Below are 20792 nucleotides of genomic sequence, written 5' to 3' on the forward strand. Positions count from 1 at the left end.
CTTGCATTGAAGCCGATATTGTTCTCCCGCTGGACAATCGACCGGTTGCAGCGGGGCAATACCATGCAGCCAACGGCCAACCGGGAGCATCGGACCGGCCGTGAGGCTCTGCGGCACTCCTGCCGCGTTGCCGGCTGCGGCCGGCGGTGCCTGACGAGGTCTCCGGCCAGTCGGAGAGCCTTCCGTGGTGGCTTTCTGCTTGCCCCCACCGCAGGCGGTGCCGACGGCGTGTTAACCACACTTGCATTGAAGCTAATATGTTAGGACTTCTTTTGCGCTCGCGCTCCACAATAAGCGTGTTGCAGTGGGAGCAAAGGGCATGCGCATCGATTTGTCCCCGACAAGTTGGGGCAGGGTCGTGGTGGTCACCGCCGCCGGTACCGCCTTTTTCATTGCCGCCGCTTTCTTCGTCGATTCCTTCAATTTCCCCTCGCTGTCGCCGCAGGCGCTGCTTTGGGCGCAACTCACGGACCTTTTCCTGCCGCTTGTCCTTGGCGGCTCCTTCCTGTTCTTCCTGATGTGGAAGATGCGCCAGCTGGCCATCACGCAGAAGGAACTCGGCGTCATTGCTGCGACCGACAGCCTGACGGCGGTCTTCAATCGCGGTGCCTTCTCGATGCTGGTCGAAGCCTATCTCGAGCGGGCGCGCGACCAAACGGTCGCCGACACCGGCGCGCTGCTGATCGTCGATGCCGATCACTTCAAATCGATCAACGACCGCCTCGGTCACGATTGCGGCGACCAGGCGCTGAGGTTGATCGCCGCGACGATCAAGGGGCAACTGCACGGCGCCGACATTGTCGGACGCATCGGCGGCGAGGAATTCGCGGTCTTCCTGCCCGGCGCCGACGCCGCACGCTCGTTTCTGGTCGCCGAATCCATCAGGCGCCGCATCCGCGAGGCCGAGTTTGCGCCGGGCGGCCGGCCCTGGCCGCTTTCCGTGAGCATCGGCGGTACCGCCTTCAGCGGCCCGACCACCTACCATGACATGTTCCAGGTCGCCGACCGCCATCTCTACAAGGCCAAGTCCAATGGCCGCGACCAGGTGAGCTTCGAGATCCCGCGCGGCGGGCCGGCGGGTGATGCCGCCGGCACGGTCCACTGAATCCGAGGTCAACGGTGCCTGCGGTTGAGCAGCGGCCTGTGCTGGCGGATCAACTGGCGCTCGACATTGAGATAGGCCTGACCGGGCCCGCCGCGGTCGGGGTCGACCCCGGCTGATGCACCACCGCCATCAGCATGCCGTGTTCGGCGAGCAGGTTCAGCCACTTCAGCGCTTCCCATTTAGGCGTCGCGCCGCCGCGGCCCGTGAGGCTGCGATTGATGTAGCCGGGATAGGAAAGCAGGCGCTTGCCCGCCGAGGCGCCGCAGGTGCCGATCCTGACCGCCTGGCCGTCGGTGGTGACCCAGGCATAGACGGCTTCGCCGAGTTCGCAGGCCTTCGGATCGGTTATCGTCGCTCGGATCGACGACTTGTCCCGGCCAAGCCGCATTTCGGCCGCCGGCTTGAAACGCTCGCGATCGAGAAACATCCGCCCTCCCGATGCATGTCGCCCGGAAGTGTGCAACGGTTCCGGGACAACGACATGCATCAAAACAAAGACTTAAAGCGCGTCCGCAACTGACATTGTGAACGGCAACCGTCCGTGTGGTGTTTCACGCAGCCGTCGAAAAGTTTTCATGCGATTTCGCAGCGCCGCGTATGCCAGCAACGGTCCGTTCATTCTTTGGCGGCTAGTGTCGGAGACTGGCCTCAGCCGATCCGCGAGCGACCGTGTTCGATCTCATCGACTACAAGGCGGTGCTGGTCATCGCCCTCATCTTCATTCCGCTCGAGCAGCTCCTGCCGCTGCATGCCGAGCAATCGGCCACGCGCCGGCATTGGCTGAACGACGTCTTCTATCTGCTCTTCAACGGCATCGTCATCAAGTTCGGCCTGTTGCTGGTGATCGGCGCTGCGATGCTGGTGGTCCCGCGCGTCGTTCCCGAGGCGCTTTCGGCCGCCGTCCGGTCGCAGCCTTTATGGCTGCAGACGATCGAGGCCCTGCTCATCGCCGATATAGGCTTCTACTTTGCCCATCGCGCCTTTCACGCGGTGCCGTTCCTGTGGCGTTTTCACGCCATCCATCACTCGATCGAGGAGATGGACTGGCTGGCCGGCCACCGCGTGCATCCGGTGGATCAGATCCTGACCAAGTCGGCTTCGTTCCTGCCGCTCTTCGCCCTGGGTTTTTCCGGCGAAGCGGTTCTCATCTATGTGCTGATCTATCACTGGCAGTCGGTGTTCATCCACTCCAACACCCGCATCAAGTTCGGGCCGCTGAGATGGCTGATTGCCTCGCCGCAGTTTCATCACTGGCACCATGCCAACGAACGCCAGGCCTATGACAAGAACTTCGCCGGACAGTTGCCCGTCCTCGATCTGATCGGCGGCACCTTGTTCATGCCGCAACATATGCCGGAAAAATACGGCATCGACGAGCCGGTGCCGCAGCTCTATCACCAGCAGCTCGTCTATCCCTTCGTGACCGCGGCCGAGCCGGTCGCGCCGCTCGCAGAAACGTTACCGGCGGCCGCCAAGCCGGAATGACGTCACGGAAAACCCGCCACTGAGGGCGGGCTTTCCGGGAGGGCGGTCTTCTGTAAAATTCAGGCGGCGAAGCCGCCATAGCCGCGCGCCACCGGCTTGACCGAGACGACCGGCTGCTCCGAAGGCCACAAGACGCCTGCCGTCACCGCGAAGGTGATCAGCGCATCGCGCGCGGCCTCGACCGGGATTTCTCCATTCCGCGCGGCCTCGCAGGCCTTCACCGCGGCGCCATAGCTGAGGCGGCGGCGCGACGGCGGGAACTCGGTCAGGAAATCATGCATCTCGAACAGCGAGGCGATCATGCGCTTGTGGCCGGCGCCGACGCTGAGGGCGACCGGTGTGAAGAACGTCCTGTCGTGCATTCGGACCTCGTCAGTTGGCTGCGGAGGCGGCGAGCCTCCCTGGCTGGGGAAGGACGCCACACAACGCGGCTTGCGGCGGGAGGTTCCACGCATGCCGCTGTTTTCTCAAGGATGGCGTCCCCCCCGCTGACGCGGAGACAAATCGGGCTCTTTGCCTTGCAGTCGCTGGAACGGCCAGGCAGCCTATTTCCACATGCCGCGCATGCGGGCGCCGAGGTCGACCTTGACGCCCGGCCGCTGGCGCGGGTCGTCCTTGAGCGCGGCGCTCGCCCAGGACGACTGCTCGAAGGCCGAAAGCATCGAGGCCGGGATGAAGCGCGTGCGCGAGGCATAGACGTGGCGGTCGCCGCGCGCCGCCTGGTTGTGCGGATAAAAGCGCTGCGGCACGACGAGATGCAGGCTGTCCTTGGCCCGGGTCATCGCCACATAGAGCAGGCGCCGCTCCTCCTCGATGTCCTCCTTGGTGCCGACGCCGAGATCGGCCGGGATGCAGCCGTCAACGGTGTTGAGCACGAAGACGTTCTTCCATTCCTGGCCCTTGGCCGAATGGATGGTCGATAGGATGAGATAATCCTCATCGCGATGCGGCGGCCCGGCCTGGTCGCTTGTTGCGTCGGGCGGGTCGAGGGTGAGCTCGGTCAGGAAGCGCTCGCGCGACGGATAGGTCGATGCGATCTGCTCAAGCTGGAGGAGATCGGCCCGGCGCGTGATCGCATCCTCATGGATGCGCTCCAGATGCGGCTCGTACCACAGCCTGATCCGCTCGAGGTCGGCCGGCCATTTGGCGCCGGCGCGTAAGCCGCCATAGATGTCGAGGAAGACCGGCCAGTCCTGCGCCGCGCGCTGCGGCGGCCGGAAGCGGGCAAGGCCCAGCGTCTCGTCCAGCGATGTCGCCATGGCGTCGACGATCTGCGAGGCGGCGGACGGGCCGATGCCCGGCATAAGCTGCAGCACGCGAAAACCGGCGACGCGGTCGCGCGGGTTCTCGGCAAAACGCAGCATCGCCAGCATGTCCTTGACATGCGCGGCATCGAGGAATTTCAAGCCGCCGAACTTGACGAAGGGGATGTTGCGGCGCGTCAGCTCCACCTCCAGCGGCCCGCTATGGCTCGAGGTGCGGAACAGCACCGCCTGTGCCTTCAGCGCCGTGCCCGCCTCGCGCTCGGCCAGGATCGCCTGGCATACATAGTTGGCCTGCTCGGCCTCGTCGCGCACGCTGACCAGTTGCGGTTTGTGCGAGGACCGGCGCTCGGTCCACAGATTCTTGGTGAAGCGCTCGCTGGCCTCGCCGATCACCTTGTTGGCGGCGGCCAGGATCGTCTCGGTCGAGCGGTAGTTGCGCTCCAGCATGACGATCTCGGTGGGCTTTGCGAATTGTTTCGGGAAATCGAGGATGTTGCGCACTTCGGCAGCGCGGAAGGAATAGATCGACTGCGCATCGTCGCCCACCACGGTCAGCCCGGCGCCGTCCGGCTTCAGCGCCAGAAGGATCGAGGCCTGCAGCCGGTTGGTGTCCTGGTATTCGTCGACCAGCACGTGGTCGAAGCGGCCGCCGAGATGCGCCGCGATCTCCGGCTCGGCCGCCATCTGCGCCCAGTAGAGCAGCAGGTCGTCGTAATCGAGAACATTCTGCGCCTGCTTGGCCTCGACATAGGCCGCGAACAGCTCTTTCAGCTGTTCGGCCCATCCCGAGCACCAGGGGAAGGCCGAACCAAGCACTTCTGCCAGCGGCGCCTGCGCGTTCACCGCGCGCGAATAGATCTGCAGGCAGGTGCCTTTGGTGGGAAAGCGGCTTTCGGTGTTCGAGAATCCCAGCTCGTGTCGGGCAAGGTTCATCAGGTCGGCCGAATCCTCGCGGTCATGGATGGTGAAGGCCGGGGCGAGGCCGATCTGCTCGGCATAGTCGCGCAGCAGTCGCGCGCCGATGCCGTGGAAAGTGCCGGCCCAGGCCAGCGCGTCGGCGATGATTGCCGCGTCGCGCCCCAGCACCTCGCCGGCAATGCGCTCGACGCGCTTGGCCATCTCGGCCGCCGCGCGGCGCGAGAAGGTCATCAACAGGATGCGGCGCGGATCGGCGCCCCTGACGATGAGATGGGCGACGCGATGCGCCAGCGTGTTGGTCTTGCCGGAGCCGGCGCCGGCGATCACCAGCAGCGGCGCCGCCACCTTGCCGTCGCCATGCATCACCGCCAGCCGCTGCTCGTCGTTCAGCCGGCCAAGATAGGCGGGCGCCTCGAAGGACGAATCACGAGCGGCGATGTTCATCGCCCATCAAGCATCGTTTCCGCTTTGTTCGCAATAATTTCCTCGGCCCGCGCAAGGGGGGAGAGATGGCCGCGAAGCGGCCGGAGAGGGGCAGCGCCGACATCCACGCTTCACCGGAAGGGGCTATTCCCAATCGAAAGAGCCGCTACCGCTTCGGCTCGACCCCCATTGCCGCCGACTGGCGCCGCAAATTGCGCCTTTCGTCGCCCGGCATATCCAGCGGCGCGACGTCTCCAGGCACTTCGTCGATGATCCTCACGGCAACGCGATAGGCGGTGTAGGCAAAAAGCCCGGCAAGCAGAAGGCGGACCATAATCAGTTTCCTCGTTGCGTTCGATTGGCTCGGGATTCCAACCGGACTCGGATCGGTTGGTTCCCGCCGGTCAACGCAACCAAACCGCCACCGTCCCGTTTGCCCCTCAAAGGAGCGAACGAGAGGAGGTCGTCATGAAGAAGCTTCCTGTGCTGCTGGCTCTTGCGGCAGGGCTCGTGCTCGCCGCCTGCGACAACAGCGTGCCGCCCACCAAGGCGCCGGGCGATGAAGTCAACCAGAACCCACAGGTCGACAAGAACCCTGTGCCGAAATCGACCACCGGCGGCGATCAGCCGGGCACCCCGCCGAAGCAATAGCGCCAGGGCCGGCCTTGCCGAGATTATCGTCGGGCTGAAACGAAGAAGGCCGGCGCTGCTTGGGAGGAAGCTGGGTAGCGCCGGCCAAGCGGGAAAATCAGGCCCGCCGCACAACACAAGATAGCTGAGTCTCCGCTTCGCGTCATGGCGCGATCACGCTAGCCGGCTAGGGAACCACAGAAAATCACGAAATTCTGCAAAGCCCGCCATTGCGAGGCCTCCGGAGGTGCGGAATTCGCTCAAGTGAGCATCCGTGGAAGACTGGCCTTCACGCCATCGCCACGCGCCGTACCGGCACGTTGGCGATCTCGATGTCCAACTGGCGCTGCGTCAGCGCCGCTTCGGCCATGATCCACCGCTTGAACAGCTCGACCTTGCGGGCGCCGACCGCCTTGATGGGGCTGACGAAATACCAACCCGCCGTGTTGGGATGGTGGACCGCGAAGGGGGCCACCAGCCGCTCGGCGCGGATGTCGCTTGCCATATAGGCGCGGTTGGCGACGGCAAAGCCCATGCCGGCATTGGCCGCTTCGTAGGACATCATGCAGCTATCGAAATAGACGCTCCTCGTTTCGCCAAGCACGAAGCTTGCGCCGGCAAAGCCCAGCCACGACTGCCAGTTCTGCGTGCACGTGTCAGAGTGTAGCAGCGTGAAGTAGCGCAGATCCTCCGGCACTACCTTCGACAGCGGTTTGTCGCCCAGCACCTCATGGAAGAGTTTGCGGCTGCACACCGGCGTCAGATCTTCCTTGAACAGCAGCTCCGACGTGAGACCGGGGAAATTGCCGTCGCCGTAACGGATTTCGAGGTCGTATTCCGAAGTCGAGAATTCATGGGTGGCGTAAGAGGTCGACACCCGCATCTCGATGTCGGGATATTGATGCTGGAAGGCCGAAAGCCGCGGAAACAGCCAGCGCGCCGCAAAGGTCGGCAGCACGCAGATCCGCAACACATGCGCCTGCGACTGGCCGGTAGCCTCCATGCTGGCCGCCACGATCCGCTCCAGCGCCTCGCGCACGCGCGCCACATAGGTCTCGCCCTCCGGCGTCAGTGACACCGCGTTGCCGCCACGCTCGAAGATCTTGAAGCGCAGCTGATCCTCCAGGCTCTTCACGCGCTGGCTGACGGCGGAAGCGGTGATGAATTGCTCTTCGCCGGCGCGCGTGAAATTCCTGTGCCTCGCGGCGCTCTCCACGATTTTCAGCGAATTGAGATTGACCTGACTGAGCAGTCGCACGGGGTTTCGACCTTAAGCTGCGCTTACGCTACCACCAGCATTCCTAAATTTACAGGGGTAGGTGTTTAAATGACTGTTAACCAAGTGTTGCCCCCATCTTGGAGAAAATAGAATGAACGCCCATACAATTCCCGAACTGCGCTGTGCAATGAGCCGCGAGGCCATCATTGGTCATGAGACCTCCTGGAAAGTGTCGGGTTTCGGCGTCGCCCAGTATCGTCACGGTTACGACCCGGCTCTGCTTGCCGCCATCGAAGAAGCGGCGCTCAAATTGAAGGCCAGCCATGCCGTGCACAAGCACCTCGACCTCACCTTCATCACTGGTGCCGACCGCTATATTCCCGAGATCAAGGAGCTCTTGCACGACAAGCTGCGCCTGGAAAGATTGTCCGACATGATGGGAACCAAGCTCGAGCCCTATCCGCTGTCGATCGTCGGCTCGACCGTCACCTTCATGAATCCAAGGGATGGCGCGGTCGAATGGCATTGCGACGGCGTTCCGGTGACGGAGCTCATTCCGCTGTCGATCAGCGATCCTCTCATCGGCGGTCATCTGGAAATCTACTGCGACGATTCCGAGACCGGCCGCTCGATCCTGGAATCCGGCCGCGAGCTGCCGCGCAACAAGATCATGCGCATCGACCACAAGATGAATTACGCCACGCTCGGCCAGTTCCTCGGTGTGCTCCACCGCACCGCGCCGATCCAGCTCGGCGAGCGCGTCACCCTGGTGCTCAACCAGCGCTCGACGGCCAAACCCTATGTCGACGACAACCGCATGTTCTACCTCGCCGCCGACAACGACCATGACCGTGCCTGGGTGAACGAGCTGGCCGAGGATGTCTGGACCAACCAGCTGCCCGCCTACCGCCGCCATGCCGAGGAACATCCTGTGCCGCAGCCGACGGCGGAAGCGGTTTCCGGCGGGGCGAGGGAGTCTTGGTAATGACCGACGATCCGGTCGAGTGTCAGCCGCCTTCAGTGTCGCTGAGCCTCGGGCCGGTCATGCCGGAAAGCCAAAGCCTTTCCGGCGCCCTCGGCGCGGCGCTTGCCTTCGCCCTCGGCGCCGTGGCGCTGTGGGCGACCAACGCCCTAGTCGGCAAGACCTTGCTTGCCGTCTATCCGGTGTCGCAAGTGCAGTTCCTGCAATTTTGCGGCGCGACGATTGTTTTCGCGCTGATCCGGCTCTTTCCTTCCCCCCTTGTGGGGGAAGGTGGATCGGCGCGCAGCGCCGAGACGGATGAGGGGTGTTCCAGCGGAGTGAGACGCTGGCATTCCCTGGAACACCCCTCATCCGTCCTCGCTACGCGAGGCCACCGCCCGGAGGCGAGCCACGGGTCTCGCCCCGTCCTTCGGACCCCACAAGGGGAGAAGGGAAATGCCGCGCTCGCCTATCTCGTCGGCTTCCTCGGCCTGGTCGGCACCATGGTCCTGCAATATATCGGCTTCGCCTCGGCGCCGGTCATCGAGGCGAACCTTGTCGCCTATACTTGGCCGCTGATGACTGCCGCGGCGGTCATCCTGCTTGGCAGGCCGCGGCGTCCGGTGTTGCTCGGGCTGGCGGCGGCGCTTGGTTTCGTCGGCGTGGCGCTGGTGATCTCCGGCGGCCGCGCGCATTTTTGGTCCAACGGGGCATGGTTCGAAGGCGGCAGCCTTGTCGGCTATCTCGCCGCTTTCGGCTCCGCGCTCTGCATGGCCTTCTACTCGTTCGCTGTCGGCCGCCTCGCCGTGTCGCCCGAGCGGCTGCTCCTGCCTTCGGCGCTGATCGGTGTCGCGCTCACCTTCGCCTGGTGCCTTCATGATGGCGTCGTGCGCCCGACCGGCGCGCATCTTCTGCTCGGCTTCTATCTCGGCGCCGGCCCGATGGGGCTCGGCTATTATTTCTGGTCGCGCGCGGCAAAGCTCGACCACGGCGGCAGGATAGCGGTCGTCGCCTATCTGACGCCGATAGCTTCCACGTTTCTGCTGACGCTCTCGGGCGAAAGCTTGTCGATGACGGCTGTTGCCGGCGCCGTCCTCGTCATTGGCAGCTGCCTTGCGGTCGGCATCGAAGGTACGGAGAGCAGGCACAATGTCCAAAATGGCCGTTGACGAGGACGAACGCCGCGCCAGGCAGGAGGCGCACTGGCTGGTCAGGGAGTTTGGCGCGGAGGCGCCGCTCTATGCGGCCATGAAGGCCGAAAAGGCCATCGAGCAGAAGGACTTTAGCCGCTGCGCGCGCTGGAAGCGCGTGCTGGAGATCCTCGCGGAGAGGCCGCCTGCCGAGCTCAGGCGCGGTGTCGCCGCCGGATGAGCGATTTGCCATGGGGCCGCCGAATCGCGCATGGTCGAGCATTCGGCTGGCGGATTGCCGTTGCCGTGCTGGAACTTGGCCTGAACTTCGATTTTTCAGCAACTCCTACCGTAGGTTGAAGTTCTGTAGCCCCTTTTACCTATCCAGGCGGGCGGCCGGTGCTATAAAGCGTGCGCTATAGCTATTAGAATTCCTAACTTGCGCGTTTCCAATCCGTGTAGAAACATCACCCGGTATTGAGTCTCGTAGCTTTACTGACTCTGGACGGTCCGTTGGGGGACAGGTCCAATTCGATACACCGACGAAAGTCTTAAAAAAAGAGCTGGCGATTTGAGGGCCAGCAGAAGGTGAAAAAATTGTCCAACATCGACGACAAGACTGCAATCGAACTGACCGCCGACATTGTCTCGGCCTATGTCGGCAACAATCCGCTCCCTGCCTCCGGCCTGCCCGATCTGATCGCCAGCGTCAGCGCGTCGGTGCGCAGGCTCGCCACCGGCAGCGTTGTCAAGGAGGCGGTGGCGCAGACGCCTGCGGTCAACCCGAAGCGCTCGGTTTTCCCCGACCACATCGTGTGCCTGGAGGACGGAAAGAAGTTCAAGTCGTTGAAGCGTCACCTCGCGACCGATCATAACCTGACGCCGGACGAATATCGTGCCAAATGGGGCCTGCCCGCCGATTATCCGATGGTGGCGCCGAGCTACTCGGCCACCCGCTCGGCGTTGGCCAAATCCTCCGGCCTCGGCCGCAAGCCGGCCGGCGGCGACGCGGCCAGGAGCAAGGGCAAGCGTAAGGTCAAGGCCTGAGGCATGTTGCCCGCAACGGATGATGTCGCGCCATGGCCATTGCGCGACCATCTGGCCGACCTTGCCGCGTTGCGCCGCGGGATTGCTGCGCAGTGCTCAGTGAATGCGGCTCACGGCGTCAAGGCGCGGCGCATCCTGTTTTCGCTGGGCAGTCCGTCCGGCGACCTGCTTGCGGTGCTGGACGCGCTCGACCGGTTCGAGCGCGCCATCATCGAATGCGACGCTCCGCCGGTGATCGAGGCGCACAGGCTGGAATGTCTCGCCGTCCTTGAGCAATTCCAGAAAAAGTGTGAGCGGTTAGGCTCGGCGACTTCGGCGTAGCCTTTCCGCCCGGAACTGCGTCAAAACAGGGAGATAGAGCGATTTACCGTTTCCTCGAAACGGTGAAACGCTCTGGACCGCCTTATGGCGAGCGCTCAGCCGAGGACCTGAGGCGGCTCCGCTGGCCGGACCTGCTTGGGGTCCTGCTCGTTGGCCAGGCTCTCCGCCTCGACAGCCGTCATCTCAAGAAGGTAGACGAGCATGTTGTAGCGCGTGCGCGAGAGCATCTTCGCCAGCTTGCGCGTGATTTCCGCGACATATCGCAACGTGCGTGGATCGTTGATCGCCGCGCCCATCGTGAGCTCCTGAATGCCAGAGCCAAGTTTTCTTGGATCAAGTTATCGTTGGCGCCAACTCACGACTCACGGCGCATCGGCAAGGTCGCAGGTTTGCGATAAAAACTGAAATCAATTTTTGATAAGCATCATGCTTGGGTCAGAAGATTTCGCCGCCTTTTTGGTGGTATCGTCTCTTGCTGCATCAATATTGAGCACGAGGCAAACTTGCGGTTGTCTGCTTGCGACGGGTTGATCTTTCCCCGGGAATGTTGATCGCCGTGGCGGTCAGGAGCGACGTCGGGTGCGGCTTATTTCTTGTAGGCGGAACAAAAGGCGGGCGGGTTGTCGTTGCCGATCATGGCGCAGCCGCGCTTGATCTCGTCGATCATCATGCTGCATGCATTTTGCCCGTTGCAGGGCGGATGGGTCGCCGGCGACACCTGGACGCATTGCGAGACATACTGGTCCGACTTCGCCTTTCCCGCGGATTGCACGCATGGCCGCGTGTCGTTCCGGCTTGCCTGTGCAGCGGCGGGTTTCGCAGACGCCGTGCCAGCCGTCGCGGGCGCGGCGCTGCCGCCGGTTTGCGGCACGCAGGAGAGGTCGCCTTCGGGACATTGCAACTGGTGCTGCAACTGCGCCAGCCGCACCTTGGTCAACTCCGCCTTGCAGGACTCGATCAGGCTCGAATGCGCGGAGCCATCGGCATAGGGCTCGGTGCGGAAGGCGCATTCCTTGTCGCGGAACGGGATCCAGGCGCGCTGCGCCTCGCGCAGGCGCTTCAGGTCGGCGGGAGCCAGACGTCCCGCCAGCTCCTTGTAGACTGCATTGAGCCCCGCGTCCGCCGAAGCGGCATTCGCGGCCGTGCAGGTCGCAAGGTCGGCCTGCGTCTTCGCTGCCGCGCAGTCGATGGTTGCCGCACGGGCGGCGGGGGTGGGAAGCATGGTCAGGCCGGCGACGACTGCGAAAATCGCGGCCGCCAGCGAGGCCGAAAGGAGCGAGGTCTTGGCTGACATCTGATCTGTCCTCTGCTTGAACCCGCCGCTCGCGCCAGCATAGGTTGAGACAACAGCGGCGATCAACGCCAAACCTGTGACGTGGCAAGCAAAGTGTGACCGGCGAAAGCGGAGGAACGAACAATCCTTCCTTGAGGGGAGACATTCCGGCAGGATAGAGGGGCGTGTCTGCCCGCCTCTTCATCAATCACAAGGCGAAGCCTAGGATGCTTTTCCTGAATCGATTTGGATCAACAGGTGTTTCGGCTCCCGCGTCTCCAGCCGGTTCGCAATCTTGGCCGCTTGGGGCGAGATTGGTTGGCCCTGCGGCCCGCTCGCGGGTTCAGCGGCGAGAGCAATGTGAGCGGTCTCGTTTTCGAACAGAACCACCTGCGTCGCCAGCGCGGTTGTCGTGGCGACCTGGAAGAAGATGAAAGCCAGGGCGAGATAGCGGATCACGGGCGTCCAAACGCTTCGGCCGGCAACTGGTTCCAGTCCTTCGAGTTTTTTGCTGAACGGCCAAAGACAACGAGCGGGGGTCTCATCCCAGGCCCTGGCTCTTGCGAAGCGTCGATCTCCCGTGCAAAAGCCGGCCATGCTTATCATCAACGACCTTACGCTGCGCATGGCGGGGCGGCTGCTTCTCGATCATGCCTCATTGACGCTGCCGGCCGGCACCAAGGCCGGCCTCGTCGGCCGCAACGGCACCGGCAAGACCACGCTGTTCAAGGCGATCACCGGCGATTTCCCTTCGGAGACCGGCTCTATCAGCCTGCCGAAGAGCACGCGCATCGGCCAGGTGGCTCAGGAAGCGCCCGGTACCGAGGAGCCGCTGATCGACATCGTGCTGAAAGCCGATGTCGAGCGCCAGGCCTTGCTCGAAGAAGAAAAGACGGCGACCGACGCGCACCGTATTGCCGAAATCCACATGCGGCTGGCCGACATCGACGCCCACTCGGCCGAGTCCCGCGCGGCCACCATCCTTGCCGGCCTCGGCTTCGACGACGCGGCGCAGCGCCGCCCGGCTTCCTCCTTCTCGGGCGGCTGGCGCATGCGCGTGGCTTTGGCCGCAGTGCTGTTTTCCGAGCCTGACCTTCTGCTCCTCGACGAGCCGACCAACTATCTCGACCTCGAAGGCACGCTCTGGCTGGAGAATTACGTCTCGAAATATCCGCACACGGTTCTGCTGATCTCCCACGACCGTGACCTGCTCAATCGCGCCGTCAATTCCATCGTCCACCTCGATCAGAAGAAGCTGACCTTCTGGCGCGGCGGCTACGACCAGTTCGAGCGCCAGTACACCGAGCAAAAGGAACAGCAGGAAAAGGGCCGCATCAAGCAGGAAGCCGCCCGCAAGCATATGGAATCCTTCGTCGAGCGTTTTCGCGCCAAGGCCTCCAAGGCCAGGCAGGCGCAGTCCCGTATCAAGGCGCTGGAAAAGATGAAGCCGATCGCGGCGGTCGTGAACGACACGGTGCGGCCATTCTCGTTTCCGGAGCCGGTGAAGACGGTGGCATCGCCGATCGTTGCGCTCAACAACGTCAGTGTCGGTTATACGCCCGGTGAGCCGATCCTGAAGAAGATGACCTTGCGCATCGATGCCGATGACCGTATCGCGCTGCTCGGCGCCAACGGCAACGGCAAGTCGACCTTCGCCAAGCTTCTGTCCGGCCGGCTGAAGCAGGAGGCCGGCACGATGACGGTAGCGCCTGGGCTGAAGGTGGCGATCTTTGCCCAGCACCAGCTCGACGATCTCAGGCCCGAGGAAAACGCCTACGAGCACGTTCGCAGGCTGATGCCGGAGGCGCCGGAATCGAAGGTGCGCGGCCGTGTCGCCCAGTTTGGCCTTACGACCGAGAAGATGAACACCGCCGCCAAGGATCTGTCCGGCGGCGAGAAGGCGCGGCTGTTGATGGGGCTGTCGGCCTTCGAGGGGCCGAACCTGTTCATCCTCGACGAGCCCACCAATCACCTCGACATCGACAGCCGTGAATCGCTGATCCATGCGCTGAACGATTTTCCGGGCGCCGTGATCCTGATCTCGCACGATCGGCACCTGCTCGAAGCCACCGCCGACCGGCTCTGGCTGGTCAAGGACGGCGCGGTCAATCCCTATGACGGCGACCTGGAGGATTATAAGACGCTGGTCACCGGCGTTTCCGCCAACCGCCGTGAGCAGAAGGAGGCGGACAAGGCGTCCAAGGCCGATCGCCGCCGCGAGGCGGCCCAGCGCCGTGCGGCACTGGAGCCTTTAGCCAAGGAAATCCGCGCCACCGAGGCGCTGATGGACCGCATCCGCAAACGCATCGACCTGATCGAGGACGAACTCGCCAATCCGGCAGTCTACGAAAAGGACCCCTCGACTGCGACGCGGCTTGCCAAGGAACGCTCGCAACTGGCGCAGACGCTGGCGCAAAACGAGGACAAGTGGCTGACGATGTCGGCGGAGTATGAGGAAGGGATCGCGGAGTAACGCTATTTCCCTTCTCCCCTTGTGGGGGAAGGTGGATCGGCGCGCAGCGCCGAGACGGATGAGGGGTGTTCCAGCGGAGTGAGACGCTGGAATTGGGTAAAGCGGTGCGGGAAACGTCGATGTCCAGAAAATTGTGGATCAATGCAGGCAGCCTTCTGGCGGTCGACTCGAACGCAAGTGTCAAATGCCCGGAATGTGGCGAAGCGGACCTCAAAGTTTTCGACACCAAGGCAGGCGAAGATCATATCGAGCGGCACATGCGCTGCCCGAAATGCGGCGCTTATAGCGCGCTGTATAAAAACATCACTGAGTAGCCGACATTAGGTTTGATTCCAGCTTGGCAGTTGCCTTGCAAGACAACCGCCTCATTTCTTCCAACACCCCTCATCCGTCTCGGCGCTACGCGCCGATCCACCTTGTCCCGCAGGGGGAGAAGGGGGAGCCCATCTGGCCCTACACCTCGTCCCTAAAACCCGCTACACACCCCGCATGAACCAGCACGCCAAGCTCCGGATCGGCCATTCGGCCTGCCCGCATGATTGCCCCTCCACCTGCGCCCTCGAAGTCGAGCTGCTCGATGACAACCGCATCGGCCGCGTCCACGGCGCCAAGGCGAACAGCTATACGGCGGGTGTCGTCTGCGCCAAGGTCGCGCGCTATGCCGACCGCGTCCACCATCCCGACCGGCTGCTGAAACCGCTGGTGCGCGCCGGGGCCAAGGGCGAGGGCGCCTGGAAGGAAGCCAGCTGGGAAGCAGCCCTCGACCTTGTGGCGCAAAAATTCATCGCAGCCGAAGAAAAATACGGCTCGGAGACGGTCTGGCCTTATTTCTACGCCGGCACGATGGGGCTGGTGCAGCGCGACGGCATCCAGCGGCTGCGCCACGCCAAGAAATACTCGGGCTTTTTCGGCTCGATCTGCACCAATCTCGCCTGGACTGGCTGGATGATGGGCGTGGGCGCGCTGCGCGGGCCCGATCCGCGCGAGATGGCCAAATCCGACTGCGTGGTGATCTGGGGCACCAATGCCGTGGTCACCCAAGTCAACGTGATGACTCATGCGACAAGGGCGCGCAAGGAGCGTGGAGCCAAGATCGTCGTCATCGACATCTACGACAACGCCACGATGAAGCAGGCCGATCTCGGCCTGGTGCTGAAGCCCGGCACCGACGGCGCGCTCGCCTGCGCGGTCATGCATGTGCTGTTCCGCGATGGGCTGGCCGACCGCGCCTATCTCGAGAAATACACCGATGATCCGCGTGGGCTGGAAGAACATTTGCGGACGCGCACACCCGAATGGGCGGCCGCCATAACCGGGCTATCCGTCGCCGAGATCGAGGCATTCGCCCATCTCGTCGGCACGACCAAGAAGGCCTACTTCCGCCTCGGCTACGGCTTTGCCCGCCAGCGCAACGGCGCCGTCAATATGCATGCCGCCTCCTGCATCGCCGCCGTCACCGGCGCCTGGCAGCATGAGGGCGGCGGCGCCTTCCACTCCAACTCCGGCATCTTCCAGCTGAACCAGGACGTGCTGGAAGGCACCGCGATGCGCGACCCGAAGGTGCGCTATCTCGACCATTCGCGCATCGGCCCGGTGCTGACGGGCGCGGCCGACGCGCTCTATGGCGGTCCCCCGGTGACGGCGATGCTGATCCAGAACACCAATCCGGCCAATGTTGCCCCGGAGCAGCGGCTGGTGAGAAAGGGTTTTCTGCGCGAGGATCTGTTCACCTGCGTGCATGAGCAGTTCATGACCGACACGGCCAAGCTCGCCGACGTCGTGCTGCCGGCGACGATGTTTCTGGAGCATGACGACATCTACAAGGGCGGCGGCAACCAGCACATCACGCTCGGCCCCAAGCTGATCGAGCCGCCGGAAGGGCCGCGAACCAACCACTATGTCAATGAGGAGCTCGCCAAGCGCCTCGGAGTCGGCGACAGGCCCGGCTTCGGCCTGACCGAGCGCGAGCATATCGACATCATCCTCGGCAGGCGCGGGCTCGGCAGCTTCGACAGCCTGAAGGCTGAGAAATGGGTCGACCTGCAGCCCGGCTTCGACGACGCGCATTTCATCAACGGCTTCGGCCATGCCGACAAGAAATTCCACTTCCGGCCCAACTGGACCGGGCAGTCGGCGCCCAACCGGCCGCCGAAAAGCATGGGCCTGTTCGGCCCGGTGGGACGGCTGCCGGAATTCCCCGATCATGTCGAGCTGATCGAGATCGCGGACGAGGAGCATCCGTTCCGGCTGGCGACCTCGCCGGCGCGCAATTTTCTGAACTCGACCTTTGCCGAGACGCCGGTGTCGAAGGCCAGGGAAGGCCGGCCCGAATTGTTGCTCCATCCCGAAGATGCCGCGGCGCTCGGCATCGAGAATGGCGGCCGCGTCGAGATCGGCAACCGGCGCGGCGACGTGGTGCTGCACGCAAAATTCTTCGACGGCCTGAAGCGAGGCGTGGTTATCGCGGAAGGCATTTGGCCGAACAGCGCGCATGAGCGCGGCGAAGGCATCAACGTCCTGACCGGCGCCGATGCGCCGGCACCCTATGGTGGCGCCGCCGTCCACGACAACAAGGTGTGGCTGCGGAAAGCTGAAGAGTCCGGCGCCTAGCCTCCCATCTGGCCCAAGCACCTCTCGTCGCACCCGCCAGCTCCGGCGTCTATAGAAGCCGCTTGTCTCGGCAACGAGGGAGGATGTCGTGGCCAAGGTCTCGCTTCTGGGCATTCCGCATGACGAGAATTCGTCCTATCTGCGCGGGCCTGCCGAGGCGCCGCCGCTGATCCGGCGCGAGCTCGCCAGCGACGCCTACAGTTCCTGGACCGAAACCGGCTTCGACCTGACGGACCGCTTCGTCGATCACGGCGACATCGATTTCACGCAAGGTGGCGACCCGTGGCAGCGGATCGAGGCGGAGGTGGGCCGCGCGCTCGACGCCGGCCATCCGCTGATCTCGCTCGGCGGCGACCATGCGATCTCCTGGCCGGTGCTGCGCGCGGTGCGCCGCCGCTGCCGGAGCCTCACGATCGTCCACATAGACGCGCATCCGGACATTTACCATTCCTATGACGACAATCCGCGTTCGCACACTTCGCCCTTCGCCCGGATCATGGAAGAGAAGCTGGCCGACCGGCTGATCCAGATCGGCCTGCGCACCGTCAACGATCACCATCGCGACCAGTTCAAGCGCTTCGGCGTCGAGGTGGTGGAGATGCGGCATTTCAAGGAAGGCTTGCAGCTCGACCTTCAGACGCCTGTCTACATCTCGATGGATATCGACGCTCTCGATCCGGCCTTCGCTCCCGGTATCTCTCACCGTGAGCCCGGCGGCTTGACCACGCGCCAGGTCATCGGTCTGATCCAGGCAATAGACCAACGAATAGTCGCCGCCGACGTCGTCGAATACAATCCGCGCCAGGACCTATCCAACGTGACGGCGCTGGTTGCCGCCAAGCTGGTGAAGGAGATTGCCGGCATGATGCTGAAGACCAACGTCGCGGTTTGAATCAATTTGCCAAGGCGGCGTGCTAGAGGATTGTTCCGACTCAGTTTTCGACAGGATCGCCATGCCGCAGCCGCTCAGGATAGCCATCGCCGGCGCGCTCGGCCGCATGGGCCGGCAGATGGCGGAAGCCGTCGCGGCCGATCCGCGGCTGCAGCTCGTCGCGCGCTTCCATCGACCGGGCAGCATGGGCGAGGGGCTGGTCGAGCGCGATGAAGCGCTGGCGCTTGCCGATGTGGTCGTCGACTTTACCACGCCCGCCGCTTCCGCCGAACTGGCCAAGGCCTGCGCGGCGCGCGGCGGTCCGGCGCTGGTCATCGGTTCGACCGGCTTCAGCGCCTCGGAACTGGCGGCGATTGCCGACGCCGCGAAGAAAGTCGCCATCATGCGCTCCGGCAGCTACTCGCTCGGGCTCAACATGCTGACCGGCCTGGCCGAGCAGGCGGCAAGGGCGCTTGCCGCCGACGACTGCGACATCGAAATTTTTGAAGCGCATCATCGCATGAAGGTCGATGCGCCGTCCGGGACGGCGCTGATGCTGGGCGAAGCGGCGGCCGCGCGAGGACGTGGCTTCGTGCTGGACGATGTGGCGAGACGCACCCGCGATGGCCTCGTTGGTCCGCGCAATGCCGGCGAGATCGGCTTTGCCGTTATGCGCGGCGGCAGCATCGTCGGCGAGCACAGCGTCAGCTTCCTGAGCGACGGCGAGAGGCTCACGCTTTCGCATGCCGCCGGCGACCGCTCGATGTTCGCCCGCGGCGCCATCGCGGCTGCGCTCTGGGTCGCCGGACGGCCGCCCGGCGAATACGACATGCGCGATGTGCTGGGCTTCACTGCCTCGTGACCGGTAACCCCGCCGGACTCCATTCCGCGGCCTCTAAAACGGCTGAAAGCCAGCTGAAAGCTTGGCCATGCCATGACAGTTTTGTGGCGGTCGCCACATGAACGGCCTGGGAGCGGCCGACAGGAGGAATGCGGCGCGGCGCGCCGCCCAGTGGAGGAAGACTAGTGACCCGTTTCATCTCTAAACGCGCCCTGCGTTCAGTGGCGCTGACGCTTGCCATGGTTAGCGCTGGCGCATCGACGGCATCGGCTGCCGACAAGATCACCATCATCGTCGGCGGCATGGAAAAGCAGATCTATCTGCCGGCCGTGCTCACCCAGCAGCTCGGCTACTTCAAGGACGAGGGGCTGGACGTGGAGTTGGTGAACTCCCGCGCCGGCGTCGAGGCCGAGAATGAGTTGCTGGCCGGCGCCGTGCAGGGCGTCGTCGGCTTCTACGACCACACCGTCGACCTGCAGTCGAAGGGCAAGTACATCCAGTCGATCGTGCAGTTCAGCCAGGCGCCGGGCGAGGTCGAGCTGGTCTCGGCCAAGCACCCGGAAATCAAGTCGCCGGCCGACTTCAAGGGCGCGACGCTCGGCGTCACCGGCCTCGGCTCCTCGACCGATTTCCTGACACAGTATCTCGCGGTTCGCAGCGGCCTGAAACCGGGCGACTACACGCTGCTTCCCGTCGGCGCCGGCAACACTTTCATCGCCGCCGTCAAGCAGGACCAGATCCAGGCCGGCATGACCACCGAGCCGACCATCGCTAAGCTGCTCCAGACCGGCGAGGCGAAGGTCCTGGTCGACATGCGCACGCCCGAAAAGACCAAGGCGGCGCTCGGCGGCGACTACCCGGCTGCCTCCTTCTACGTCCAGTCGAGTTGGCTCGACGGCCACAAGGACGAGGCGCAGAAGCTCGCCAACGCCTTCGTCAAGACGATGAAGTTCATCGCCGGCCATTCGGCCGAGGAGATCGCCGACAAGATGCCGAAGGACTATTACGCCGGCAACAAGGACCTCTATGTTCAGGGCCTGGCAGGCGGCAAGGCGATGTTCACGCCGGATGGCCGCATGCCGGCCGATGGACCGCAGACCGTGCTGAAGGTTCTGTCGACCTTCTCGAAGAGCCTGCAGGGCAAGCAGATCGACCTATCGAAGACCTACACGACCGAGTTCGTCGACGCGGCGAAGTAGGCGCCGGCAGGCGAGGGCGGACGGACCCCGTCCGCCCTTGAAAAGCAAGAGCTTGCGTCGGCCGCCTGAATCAATTCGGCGGCCGTGTTTCCGGATGCCGGCGAGCAGGCCCGCGGGCCCGGATCGCGCCATCCCGCACCACCACAACAGGAGTGTGCCATGCAATCGCAGACCATGGCGGCGGAGAAACTGTCTCCCGCCGCGCCGCCGGGTGACGCCGCGATAGCCATCGACGATGTGACGCTGCGCTTCGTCACGCCCGACGGCCACATGATGACGGCGATCCGCGATTTCACCATGACGGTGGCGCGCGGCGAGTTCGCCTGCGTCGTCGGCCCGACCGGCTGCGGCAAGTCGACGACGCTCAACCTCGTCACCGGCCTGTTGCGTCCGACCACCGGCAATGTCCGCGTCATGGGCAATCCGGTCACCGACATCAGCCGCGACATCGGCTTCGTCTTCCAGGCCGACGCACTGTTTCCGTGGCGCAGCGTCATCGACAACGTCGCCGCCGGTCCACTCTTCCGCGGCATGCCGAAGAAAGAAGCCTATGAGAAGGCGCGCGACTGGATCGGCCGGGTCGGCCTTTCGCGGTTCGAGAAGCATTATCCGCACCAGCTTTCGGGCGGCATGCGCAAGCGCGCGGCACTTGCCCAGACCTTCATCAACCAGCCCAAGATCCTGTTGATGGACGAGCCCTTCAGCGCGCTCGACATGCAGACCCGCACGGCAATGCAGGACGAATTGCTGGACCTCTGGTCGGGGCTGAAATCATCCGTCGTCTTCGTCACGCATGACCTCGAGGAAGCGGTGGCGCTGGCCGACAAGGTCTATGTGCTCACCGCAGGCCCGGGCACGGTGAAGAGCGTCTACCGCATCGACCTGCCGCGCCCGCGCGTCATGTCCGACATTCGCTACGACCCGAAATTCATCGAGATTGCCAAGGTGATCTGGAACGATCTGCGTGAGGAAGTGCAGCTCGGCCAAAGCCGTGGCTTGCAGGCGAGCCATTGAAAGGAGA

General features: G+C 63.9%; 23 protein-coding genes. 15 read left to right on the forward strand and 8 right to left on the reverse strand.

Translation table 11 applies throughout. The features are described 5' to 3' along the window. The first annotated feature begins 319 nt into the window (after window positions 1-319). The gene (locus tag LB523_RS18420; RefSeq protein ID WP_095767192.1) at window positions 320-1105 is read left to right on the forward strand and encodes a GGDEF domain-containing protein; all 786 of its coding nucleotides are present in this window, start codon (window positions 320-322) and stop codon (window positions 1103-1105) included. 49 nt (window positions 1106-1154) lie between these two features. Here the strand turns inward: LB523_RS18420 and LB523_RS18425 are convergent, their stop codons facing one another. Beyond that, entirely contained in the window at window positions 1155-1532 is a 378-nt protein-coding gene (locus tag LB523_RS18425) for a hypothetical protein (RefSeq protein WP_224605706.1), read from the reverse strand. Between the two features lie 242 nt (window positions 1533-1774). On the opposite strand from LB523_RS18425, the gene LB523_RS18430 reads away from it, so the two are divergent. Then, window positions 1775-2590: a sterol desaturase family protein gene (locus tag LB523_RS18430; RefSeq protein ID WP_140846064.1), complete on the forward strand. Its 816-nt coding sequence runs from the start codon at window positions 1775-1777 to the stop codon at window positions 2588-2590. A gap of 59 nt (window positions 2591-2649) precedes the next feature. Here LB523_RS18430 and LB523_RS18435 read toward each other — a convergent pair whose 3' ends face one another. The 3 genes from LB523_RS18435 to LB523_RS18445 form a co-directional block, all read right to left on the reverse strand. Next, window positions 2650-2952: a DUF982 domain-containing protein gene (locus tag LB523_RS18435; protein WP_095767062.1), complete on the reverse strand. Its 303-nt coding sequence runs from the start codon at window positions 2950-2952 to the stop codon at window positions 2650-2652. 183 nt (window positions 2953-3135) lie between these two features. After that, entirely contained in the window at window positions 3136-5217 is a 2082-nt protein-coding gene (locus LB523_RS18440) for an ATP-dependent helicase (RefSeq protein WP_140846065.1), read from the reverse strand. A 145-nt stretch (window positions 5218-5362) separates the two neighbouring features. Next, complete coding sequence (locus LB523_RS18445) at window positions 5363-5530, reverse strand: hypothetical protein (RefSeq protein WP_181165039.1); 168 nt, start codon at window positions 5528-5530, stop codon at window positions 5363-5365. A gap of 134 nt (window positions 5531-5664) precedes the next feature. Between LB523_RS18445 and LB523_RS18450 the strand changes: the two genes are divergently transcribed. Then, the gene (locus LB523_RS18450) at window positions 5665-5847 is read left to right on the forward strand and encodes a hypothetical protein (protein WP_140846066.1); all 183 of its coding nucleotides are present in this window, start codon (window positions 5665-5667) and stop codon (window positions 5845-5847) included. 268 nt (window positions 5848-6115) lie between these two features. Here the strand turns inward: LB523_RS18450 and LB523_RS18455 are convergent, their stop codons facing one another. Then, entirely contained in the window at window positions 6116-7084 is a 969-nt protein-coding gene (locus LB523_RS18455; RefSeq protein WP_140846067.1) for a LysR substrate-binding domain-containing protein, read from the reverse strand. A gap of 112 nt (window positions 7085-7196) precedes the next feature. On the opposite strand from LB523_RS18455, the gene LB523_RS18460 reads away from it, so the two are divergent. The 5 genes from LB523_RS18460 (at window position 7197) to LB523_RS18480 (ending at window position 10504) form a co-directional block, all read left to right on the forward strand. Continuing rightward, complete coding sequence (locus LB523_RS18460; RefSeq protein WP_181174920.1) at window positions 7197-8030, forward strand: hypothetical protein; 834 nt, start codon at window positions 7197-7199, stop codon at window positions 8028-8030. 59 nt (window positions 8031-8089) lie between these two features. Further along, on the forward strand, window positions 8090-9175 hold the full coding sequence (locus LB523_RS18465; protein WP_224605759.1) for a DMT family transporter: 1086 nt from the start codon (window positions 8090-8092) through the stop codon (window positions 9173-9175). Next, window positions 9156-9377: a hypothetical protein gene (locus LB523_RS18470; RefSeq protein ID WP_224544029.1), complete on the forward strand. Its 222-nt coding sequence runs from the start codon at window positions 9156-9158 to the stop codon at window positions 9375-9377. Before LB523_RS18465 ends, LB523_RS18470 begins: the two co-directional genes overlap by 20 nt. Window positions 9378-9733: 356 nt before the next feature. Beyond that, complete coding sequence (locus LB523_RS18475) at window positions 9734-10183, forward strand: MucR family transcriptional regulator (RefSeq protein ID WP_140846068.1); 450 nt, start codon at window positions 9734-9736, stop codon at window positions 10181-10183. A gap of 3 nt (window positions 10184-10186) precedes the next feature. After that, the gene (locus tag LB523_RS18480; protein WP_224544028.1) at window positions 10187-10504 is read left to right on the forward strand and encodes a hypothetical protein; all 318 of its coding nucleotides are present in this window, start codon (window positions 10187-10189) and stop codon (window positions 10502-10504) included. Between the two features lie 95 nt (window positions 10505-10599). Here the strand turns inward: LB523_RS18480 and LB523_RS18485 are convergent, their stop codons facing one another. The 3 genes from LB523_RS18485 to LB523_RS18495 form a co-directional block, all read right to left on the reverse strand. After that, entirely contained in the window at window positions 10600-10800 is a 201-nt protein-coding gene (locus LB523_RS18485; RefSeq protein ID WP_095767070.1) for a hypothetical protein, read from the reverse strand. Window positions 10801-11090: 290 nt separating this feature from the next. Next, entirely contained in the window at window positions 11091-11798 is a 708-nt protein-coding gene (locus LB523_RS18490) for a lysozyme inhibitor LprI family protein (RefSeq protein ID WP_224605709.1), read from the reverse strand. A gap of 201 nt (window positions 11799-11999) precedes the next feature. Continuing rightward, on the reverse strand, window positions 12000-12236 hold the full coding sequence (locus LB523_RS18495) for a hypothetical protein (protein WP_224544026.1): 237 nt from the start codon (window positions 12234-12236) through the stop codon (window positions 12000-12002). 136 nt (window positions 12237-12372) lie between these two features. Between LB523_RS18495 and LB523_RS18500 the strand changes: the two genes are divergently transcribed. From LB523_RS18500 to LB523_RS18530, 7 genes are all read left to right on the forward strand, one after another. Further along, window positions 12373-14250 carry an ABC-F family ATP-binding cassette domain-containing protein gene (locus LB523_RS18500; protein WP_224605712.1) on the forward strand — a complete coding sequence of 626 codons (1878 nt, stop codon included), beginning with the start codon at window positions 12373-12375 and terminating at the stop codon, window positions 14248-14250. 119 nt (window positions 14251-14369) lie between these two features. After that, complete coding sequence (locus LB523_RS18505; RefSeq protein WP_140846073.1) at window positions 14370-14564, forward strand: hypothetical protein; 195 nt, start codon at window positions 14370-14372, stop codon at window positions 14562-14564. A 175-nt stretch (window positions 14565-14739) separates the two neighbouring features. Next, window positions 14740-16860: a molybdopterin-dependent oxidoreductase gene (locus LB523_RS18510; protein WP_224605715.1), complete on the forward strand. Its 2121-nt coding sequence runs from the start codon at window positions 14740-14742 to the stop codon at window positions 16858-16860. Window positions 16861-16948: 88 nt separating this feature from the next. Next, window positions 16949-17752, forward strand: a complete 804-nt coding sequence (gene speB, locus LB523_RS18515) for an agmatinase (RefSeq protein ID WP_095767076.1) — start codon at window positions 16949-16951, stop codon at window positions 17750-17752. 61 nt (window positions 17753-17813) lie between these two features. Beyond that, entirely contained in the window at window positions 17814-18593 is a 780-nt protein-coding gene (dapB, locus tag LB523_RS18520; RefSeq protein ID WP_224605718.1) for a 4-hydroxy-tetrahydrodipicolinate reductase, read from the forward strand. A 128-nt stretch (window positions 18594-18721) separates the two neighbouring features. Continuing rightward, window positions 18722-19771 carry an ABC transporter substrate-binding protein gene (locus tag LB523_RS18525; protein WP_411966477.1) on the forward strand — a complete coding sequence of 350 codons (1050 nt, stop codon included), beginning with the start codon at window positions 18722-18724 and terminating at the stop codon, window positions 19769-19771. A 159-nt stretch (window positions 19772-19930) separates the two neighbouring features. Continuing rightward, a complete protein-coding gene (locus LB523_RS18530) occupies window positions 19931-20785 on the forward strand; it encodes an ABC transporter ATP-binding protein (RefSeq protein WP_224605720.1) in 855 nt (284 codons plus the stop codon). Window positions 20786-20792: the final 7 nt, after the last annotated feature.

The sequence above is a fragment of the Mesorhizobium sp. ESP-6-4 genome, from assembly GCF_020164735.1.
Taxonomy (GTDB): domain Bacteria; phylum Pseudomonadota; class Alphaproteobacteria; order Rhizobiales; family Rhizobiaceae; genus Mesorhizobium.

Excerpts from the sequence above, each read along its gene's own strand:
- LB523_RS18420 (WP_095767192.1), top strand. The coding sequence starts at position 320 with ATGCGCATCGATTTGTCCCCGACAAGTTGGGGCAGGGTCGTGGTGGTC.
- LB523_RS18425 (WP_224605706.1), bottom strand. The coding sequence starts at position 1,532 with ATGTTTCTCGATCGCGAGCGTTTCAAGCCGGCGGCCGAAATGCGGCTT.
- LB523_RS18435 (WP_095767062.1), bottom strand. The coding sequence starts at position 2,952 with ATGCACGACAGGACGTTCTTCACACCGGTCGCCCTCAGCGTCGGCGCC.
- LB523_RS18440 (WP_140846065.1), bottom strand. The coding sequence starts at position 5,217 with ATGAACATCGCCGCTCGTGATTCGTCCTTCGAGGCGCCCGCCTATCTT.
- LB523_RS18445 (WP_181165039.1), bottom strand. The coding sequence starts at position 5,530 with ATGGTCCGCCTTCTGCTTGCCGGGCTTTTTGCCTACACCGCCTATCGC.
- LB523_RS18450 (WP_140846066.1), top strand. The coding sequence starts at position 5,665 with ATGAAGAAGCTTCCTGTGCTGCTGGCTCTTGCGGCAGGGCTCGTGCTC.
- LB523_RS18460 (WP_181174920.1), top strand. The coding sequence starts at position 7,197 with ATGAACGCCCATACAATTCCCGAACTGCGCTGTGCAATGAGCCGCGAG.
- LB523_RS18465 (WP_224605759.1), top strand. The coding sequence starts at position 8,090 with ATGCCGGAAAGCCAAAGCCTTTCCGGCGCCCTCGGCGCGGCGCTTGCC.
- LB523_RS18470 (WP_224544029.1), top strand. The coding sequence starts at position 9,156 with ATGTCCAAAATGGCCGTTGACGAGGACGAACGCCGCGCCAGGCAGGAG.
- LB523_RS18480 (WP_224544028.1), top strand. The coding sequence starts at position 10,187 with ATGTTGCCCGCAACGGATGATGTCGCGCCATGGCCATTGCGCGACCAT.
- LB523_RS18485 (WP_095767070.1), bottom strand. The coding sequence starts at position 10,800 with ATGGGCGCGGCGATCAACGATCCACGCACGTTGCGATATGTCGCGGAA.
- LB523_RS18490 (WP_224605709.1), bottom strand. The coding sequence starts at position 11,798 with ATGTCAGCCAAGACCTCGCTCCTTTCGGCCTCGCTGGCGGCCGCGATT.
- LB523_RS18500 (WP_224605712.1), top strand. The coding sequence starts at position 12,373 with ATGCTTATCATCAACGACCTTACGCTGCGCATGGCGGGGCGGCTGCTT.
- LB523_RS18505 (WP_140846073.1), top strand. The coding sequence starts at position 14,370 with ATGTCCAGAAAATTGTGGATCAATGCAGGCAGCCTTCTGGCGGTCGAC.
- LB523_RS18510 (WP_224605715.1), top strand. The coding sequence starts at position 14,740 with ATGAACCAGCACGCCAAGCTCCGGATCGGCCATTCGGCCTGCCCGCAT.
- dapB (WP_224605718.1), top strand. The coding sequence starts at position 17,814 with ATGCCGCAGCCGCTCAGGATAGCCATCGCCGGCGCGCTCGGCCGCATG.
- LB523_RS18525 (WP_411966477.1), top strand. The coding sequence starts at position 18,722 with ATGCGGCGCGGCGCGCCGCCCAGTGGAGGAAGACTAGTGACCCGTTTC.
- LB523_RS18530 (WP_224605720.1), top strand. The coding sequence starts at position 19,931 with ATGCAATCGCAGACCATGGCGGCGGAGAAACTGTCTCCCGCCGCGCCG.